Here is a 6,146-nt window from a genome sequence, read left to right as displayed (position 1 = left end):
CCGCCGGGTCGCCCGGGCCGTTGGACAGGAACACCCCGTCCGGGGACAGCTCCAGCAGCGCGTCGGCGCCGCTGCGCGCCGGCAGGACGTGCACCTCGCAGCCGAGGGCGCTCAGCGCGTTCGGGGTCGCCCGCTTCATGCCCAGATCGAGCGCGGCCACCCGGAAGTAGGGGGCGTCGGTGGCCGCCCGCACGACGTAGGGCGCGCGGGTGCTCACCTGCGGCGCCAGGTCGGCGCCGACCATGCTCGGGCTCATCCGCACCCGTTGGAGCAGCTCGCCGGGATCCTCCGTGGCCGGGCCGATGCCGCACCGCATCGCCCCGCGCTCCCGCAGGTGGCGGGTGAGGGCCCGGGTGTCGATGCCGCTGACGCCCACCACCCCGGCGTCCGCCAGCTCGTCGTCGAGGGTGCGCCGCGCCCGCCAGCTCGAGGCGATCCGGCTCGGGTCGCGCACCACGAAGCCTGCGACGTGAATCCGCTCCGACTCGTTGTCGTCGTCGTTGACCCCGGTGTTGCCGATGTGCGGCGCGGTCATGACCACGATCTGCCGGTGGTAGGACGGGTCGGTGAGGGTCTCCTGGTAGCCGGTCATACCGGTGGCGAAGACGACCTCGCCGAAGGCCTCCCCCCGCACGCCGAACGCCTCACCGACGAAGTCGCGCCCGTCCTCCAACATCAGCCGGACGTCCGAGCCGCCGGCGCGCGGCGCGGTGGAGCGCGCCGGCCCGTACAGATGGCCGGGCAGGCCACCCGCCACCGACGCCCGACCGCCGGAGCTGTCCCCGCCTACGCTCACCACGTCCCCAATCCGTTGCGACGCGTCCCCGGCCCGCCCCGGCGGGCCGCCGCCCCGCGGGCCCGCCGGGGCACTCACCCAGGTGTCCTTCATCTTGCGGACGACCTCCCCCAGCGGGGACGTCAGTGGATCGACACCGCTGGCCTGACCATCGGCCCGCGCGGTGTGCCCGGTCCCATCCGGCGGGCGCCGCCGCCCGCCGGGCCCACCGGGCCCGCCCGGCTCACCGGGACCACCTGCCGGGGCAGGCCCGCCGGCCGGTGGATAGCCCGGCCCGCCCGGCCCGTCCGGCCCGGGCCCGGGCGGCAGCGGTGCACGCGCCGCGGTGGACGACGGCGGGTGGGTGACCACCGTTATGGGCGAACCGCCCCGCCCCGTCGTGGACGGGCCACCGCGCGGCCCCGTGGGCGCAGCGCCCTGTGCCCCTGCGGGCGGAACGCCCTGCGGCCCCGTGGGCGAAACGCCCTGTGGGCGGGGCAGGCCCGGTACCGTCGCCGCGCCCGTCACCACCGGCCCGCCCGGCCCGCTGTCCGCTGGCGTGCCGCCCGGCCCGCTCCCGCCCGTGGGCCGGGCGGGGGTGGAGCGTTGCCCCGGCCCCGCGGCGCCCAGCGCCCGCGGGCGCAGCCGGGAGACCGCCCGGCCGACCGGATGGGGCCTGGTGATCTCGCCGTCGGTGGGCGCCGGCCCCGGGCCGATCAGGCTGTGCACAGCGCGGACCACCTTGGGCTGGCGGGCCCGGTCGTCCCCGCGCAGGCCCGTCTCCAGCTCGTGTGAGCCCAGCGACCAGGCGATGACGATGATGCGCCCGACGCCGGCGACCTTGCCGGCGTGCGCCCGCTCGAGACGGGCGCCGCGCACGGCCTCCCGCGGGATCCAGAACGGCTCGTTACCGGCCCGGTCCACCCGGATGCCGCGGTCGTGGACGGAGACGTACGCGTCGGCCCGTCCCCCCAGCCCGCGGGCGGTGACCCGGTCGAGCCAGTGGCCGGCGTCCACCGTGCCCAGGTACAGGCCCTTGATCGGCGCGGCCACCACCTCACCGATGGTCTCGGGGACCGCCGGCAGGTCGGGCAGGTCCTCCTCCTGGCGGCGCGCGCGGTGGCGCCAGCTGCGGCGCATGGCGTCCACCGCGGCGATGAACAGCAGGATGCAGCCGAAGGCGAACAGCAGGTGCAGGCCCAGCCGGTCCGGGCCGCGCGCGGGCTCCGCCAGGGGAAGGCCGCCGGGCAGCGCCGCGAACGCGGCGGCGAAGGTGAGATGGTCGGTCATGCGATCTTCCCGTCGAGCACGGTTGGACGCCCCCGCAAGAACGTGGCCTGGACCCGTCCAGGCAGCTTGCGGCCAGCGTAGGGAGTGTTGCGGCCACGGCTGGCCAGCGCGCCGGCGTCGACCGTCCACCGGGCCACCGGATCGACGAGGACCAGGTTCGCCACGGCTCCCGCCGACAGCGACAGCGCCCCGGCGCCGGCCGGGTGCACGTCGTGGGCGGCCGCCCGGGACGGCCGCGAGCCGGCCACGGGCGGGTGGTGATGCCCGCCAGCCTGCCCGCCAGCCTGGCCACCAGCCAGAGCATTGGCCCGACCGCCGGTGAGGCCGCCGGGCAGACCGCCGATCCGCCCGGGGGCGACCGACATCCGGTCGGCGAGGCCGGCCCAGTCCAGCAGGCCCGTCTCCAGCATGGTCATGATGGCGATCGACAGGGCGGTCTCCAGGCCGACCATGCCCGGGCGGGCGGCCATCCACTCGGTCTCCTTGTCCTGCGGGGCGTGCGGGGCGTGGTCGGTGGCGATGCAGTCGATCGTGCCGTCGGCGAGCCCGGCGCGCAGCGCCGCCACGTCCGCGGCGGTCCGCAGCGGCGGGTTGACCTTGTAGACCGGGTCGAAGGAGGTGACCAGGTCGTCGGTGAGCAGCAGGTGGTGCGGGGTGACCTCGGCGGTGACCCGCCAGCCCTTGGACTTCGCCCACCGCAGCAGCTCCACCGAGCCGGCGGTGGAGACGTGGCAGACGTGCAGCCGGGAGCCCACGTGGCCGGCGAGCAGCGCGTCCCGCGCGATGATCGCCTCCTCGGCGGCGGCCGGCCAGCCGGGCAGGCCGAGCCGCGCGGAGACAGCCCCCTCGTTCATCTGCGCGTCCTCGGTCAGCCGGGGCTCCTGGGCGTGCTGGGCGATCACCCCGTCGAACGCCTTGACGTACTCCAGCGCCCGGCGCATGAGCACCGCGTCGGACACGCAGTTGCCGTCGTCGGAGAACACCCGCACGGCCGCCGCCGAGGACGCCATCGCGCCGAGCTCGGCGAGCCGGGTGCCGCGCAGCCCCTCGGTCACCGCGCCCACCGGGCGCACGTCGCAGTGCCCGGCGTCCCGCCCGAGCCGCCAGACCTGCTCGACGACGCCGGCGGTGTCCGCGACAGGCTCGGTGTTGGCCATCGCGAACACGGTGGTGAAACCGCCCAGTGCCGCCGCCCGGGTGCCCGAGGCGACGGTCTCGGCGTCCTCCCGGCCCGGTTCGCGCAGGTGGGTGTGCAGGTCCACCAGCCCGGGCAGGGCGACCAGGCCGTCGGCGTCCAGGACCGTCGCGCCCACGGCGGACAGGTCGCGACCGGCCTCGGCGATGATCCCGCCGTCGAGCAGCAGGTCCACCGGGTCGCCGCCGAGCGGCCGCACCCCGCGCAGATGCCAGCGCCCGGCCTCGTGCGCGGGCCCGCCGGCGGTGTCGCCGCGCCGCGTCATGGCACCTCCCTGGTACCGCCGAGAAGCAGATACAGAACCGCCATCCGCACGCTTACGCCGTTGGCGACCTGTTCGACCACGGTCGAGCGGGTCGAGTCGGCCACATCCGAGGCGATCTCCATGCCGCGCACCATCGGCCCCGGGTGCATGACCAGCGCGGACGGCGGCATCGCCGCGAGCCGGTCGGCGTCCAGACCGTACCGGCGGCTGTACTCCCGCTCGGTGGGGAAGAACGCCGCGGTCATCCGCTCCCGCTGCACCCGCAGCATCATCACCACGTCGCTGGTGGGCAGGACCGCGTCCAGATCGTAGGAGACCGCCACCGGCCACTGCTCCACCCCGACCGGGACGAGGGTGGGCGGGGCGACCACCGTCACGGACGCGCCCAGCGTGGACAGCAGCCACACGTTGGAGCGGGCCACCCGGGAGTGCAGGACGTCACCGACGATCGTGACGGACAGGCCCTCGACCCGGCCGAGCCGGCGGCGGATGGTGAACGCGTCCAGCAGCGCCTGGGTCGGATGCTCGTGGATGCCGTCCCCGGCGTTGAGCACGCTGCCGCGCACCCAGGCGGCCAGCCGGTGCGGCGCGCCGCTGGCGGGATGCCGGCAGACCACGGCGTCGGCCCCCATCGCCTCCAGGGTCTGGGCGGTGTCCTTGAGGCTCTCGCCCTTGGAGACGCTCGACCCCCGGACCGAGAAATTGATCACATCCGCGGACAGCCGCTTGGCGGCGAGCTCGAAGGACGTCCGGGTCCGGGTCGAGTCCTCGAAGAAGAGGTTGACCACGGTACGGCCGCGCAGGGTCGGCAGCTTCTTCACCGACCGGCCGGCGACGGTGGCCATGTACTCGGCGGTGTCCAGCACCAGCAGGGCGTCGTCCCGGCCGAGATCCTGGGTGGACAGCAGGTGGCGCATCATGCCTGCCCCGCCGTCCCCGGCCGGCTCACAGCCGGCCCGTTCACAGCCGCGGCGGGCGGCGGTGCGACGGCCCGGCCGTGCCGGCACGCCGGGCGCGCCGGCGCACCCCCCGGACTCATCGGCCCGCTCCTTCCGACAGGATCATCACGGCGTCCCGGCCGTCGGTCTCGGTGAGGCGGACCGCGACGGCCTCCTGCCTGGACGTCGGCATGTTCTTGCCGACGTAGTCGGCCCGGATCGGCAGCTCCCGGTGCCCGCGGTCCACCAGCACCGCGAGCTGCACCACCCGGGGCCGGCCGAACTGCGCCAGCGCGTCGAGCGCCGCCCGCACCGTCCGGCCGGAGAACAACACGTCGTCCACCAGGATCACGGTGCGGCCGTCGATCCCACCGTCCGGCAGGTCGGTCACCGCCAGCGGGCGGACGGCGCGCAGCTGGAGGTCGTCACGGTGCATGGTCGGATCGAGCGAGCCCACGCCGAGCTCGACGCCTTCGACCGCCCGGACCCGGTCGGCGAGCCGGCGGGCCAGCGGGACACCGCGGGTGGGTATACCGAGGAGCACGACGCCGTTCCCACCGGCGGTCTTCTCCAGGATCTGGTGGGCCATCCGGGTGAGCACCCGGCCGATGTCCGCGCCGGAGAGCACCGTGTGGGCCGTGCCGGGGCTGTCGGGAGCGCCTGCCCGCGGGCCGGGCGCGGACCCGGCCTGGCCGGGGGCGCCTGGCCCCGGGGTGCCTGGCCCGGGCCTACCTGGAGTGGGCCTACCTGGGGCGGGCGTGGTCATATCCAGGCCCTCCTTCCCCGCCTCACGGGACGGTCCTTAAAGGAGCGGTCCGGATGACGGTATCAGGCAGCACGCATTGTCACTGCACGTTACCTAACATGAACTGCCTGCACACGAACGGTCCGTGACACAGAAATTCTTTACTCGTAACGCCTAGTGCAATCGACGGGCTACAGAAAGTGGTACAAAGAAAGTGTCGACACGACCCCCCTGGTGGTGAGCGACAACCGACCCAGGACTACTATCGGTAACCACCGGCGGCAAGAGCCCCGGTTCCAACTGATCGACCACGACGGGAGTGGGCACTCCGATGTCCGACTATGCGAAGGCGCTCGGTGCTCGGCTGCGAGCAATACGCACCCAGCAGGGGCTCTCGCTTCATGGCGTCGAGGAGAAGTCGCACGGGCGCTGGAAGGCTGTCGTCGTGGGCTCCTACGAACGCGGAGATCGCGCTGTTACGGTGCAGCGCCTGTCCGAACTGGCCGAGTTCTACGGTGTCCCCGTGGGAGAGCTCCTCCCCGAGGGTTCCACCGTGGCTCCGCTCGAGCAGTCTCCGCGCATCGTCCTCGACCTGGAACGGCTTTCCCAGGTTCCGAAGGAACACGGCGGCCCACTCGCCCGCTATGCGGCGACCATCCAGAGCCAGCGTGGGGACTACAACGGCCGCGTACTGTCCATCCGGTACGAGGACCTGCGTTCCCTGGCCGTCATCTACGACACCTCGCCGAGCAAGCTCACCGAGCAGCTCGTCTCATGGGGCGTCCTGAGCCCGGAACAGGGCCAGGAAGCCGGAATCAGCGAATCGGCCTGACCGGCCACCGCTGACCGGGCCCTGCCTGACACAGGCGGCGCGGGCGCGCCTTTCACGTCGCCGCGGGACGTGAACGTGGGCCTGGCGGGGCCATCGGCGGACCACG

5 protein-coding genes and 1 pseudogene are annotated in these 6,146 nt (G+C 74.3%); 1 reads left to right on the top strand and 5 read right to left on the bottom strand.

Features of this window, described 5'->3' with window-relative positions; translation table 11 throughout:
* From AC5LUJ_RS04440 to pyrR, 5 genes and pseudogenes are all read right to left on the bottom strand, one after another.
* On the bottom strand, positions 1–676 hold a 676-nt coding region (locus tag AC5LUJ_RS04440; protein ID WP_493464509.1), incomplete at its 3' end, for a carbamoyl phosphate synthase small subunit.
* Positions 677–1,561: 885 nt separating this feature from the next.
* Positions 1,562–1,915, bottom strand: a pseudogene (locus tag AC5LUJ_RS04435) (PH-like domain-containing protein); the annotation flags it as partial.
* Between the two features lie 146 nt (positions 1,916–2,061).
* Complete coding sequence (locus AC5LUJ_RS04430; protein ID WP_250284817.1) at positions 2,062–3,525, bottom strand: dihydroorotase; 1,464 nt, start codon at positions 3,523–3,525, stop codon at positions 2,062–2,064.
* Positions 3,522–4,445, bottom strand: coding sequence for an aspartate carbamoyltransferase catalytic subunit (locus AC5LUJ_RS04425; RefSeq protein WP_250284815.1), 924 nt, complete (start codon positions 4,443–4,445; stop codon positions 3,522–3,524). The genes AC5LUJ_RS04430 and AC5LUJ_RS04425 overlap by 4 nt, the downstream gene beginning before the upstream one ends.
* A gap of 115 nt (positions 4,446–4,560) precedes the next feature.
* Positions 4,561–5,229 carry a bifunctional pyr operon transcriptional regulator/uracil phosphoribosyltransferase PyrR gene (gene pyrR / locus AC5LUJ_RS04420; RefSeq protein ID WP_445548487.1) on the bottom strand — a complete coding sequence of 223 codons (669 nt, stop codon included), beginning with the start codon at positions 5,227–5,229 and terminating at the stop codon, positions 4,561–4,563.
* A gap of 310 nt (positions 5,230–5,539) precedes the next feature.
* Here pyrR and bldD point away from each other — a divergent pair, with 310 nt between their 5' ends.
* Positions 5,540–6,040: a transcriptional regulator BldD gene (gene bldD / locus AC5LUJ_RS04415; RefSeq protein WP_013874517.1), complete on the top strand. Its 501-nt coding sequence runs from the start codon at positions 5,540–5,542 to the stop codon at positions 6,038–6,040.
* The last annotated feature ends 106 nt before the right edge of the window (positions 6,041–6,146 follow it).

The organism is Protofrankia sp. CiP1_Cm_nod3 (genome assembly GCF_982290655.1).
Note: the sequence above shows the minus strand (reverse complement) of the source record. Positions and strands in the feature narration are given on the sequence as shown.